General features: G+C 42.7%; 1 pseudogene. It reads left to right on the top strand.

What is annotated here, in order from left to right:
* A pseudogene (locus tag V6260_RS18715) lies at positions 1–234 on the top strand (TolC family protein); the annotation flags it as partial.

The following is a 234-nucleotide window of genomic DNA, read 5'->3' as shown; positions in this document are numbered from 1 at the left end:
AGAAAGTAAATTACATTACCGATTTGGTGAGTATTGAAGGGCTTGATTCAGTTATTGAGCAAGCTTTTGCTAATAACCCATCATTTAATCAAGTGCATGTTGCATTTAAACTAGCTTATGAGCAGCGTGCTGTAACCGCAGCAAGTCAGTGGTTTAGTGGAGATGTAGGGTTTGACGCGCAGCGCAGTGAAACAGAAGGCACGCTATACATCTCATCAGTAGGTATACGCTCGG

Origin of the sequence: Pseudoalteromonas aliena, from assembly GCF_038155085.1 — a bacterium.
In the GTDB taxonomy this organism is placed as follows: Bacteria; Pseudomonadota; Gammaproteobacteria; order Enterobacterales; family Alteromonadaceae; genus Pseudoalteromonas; species Pseudoalteromonas aliena_A.
This window is presented reverse-complemented; position numbering and strand designations above follow the sequence as displayed.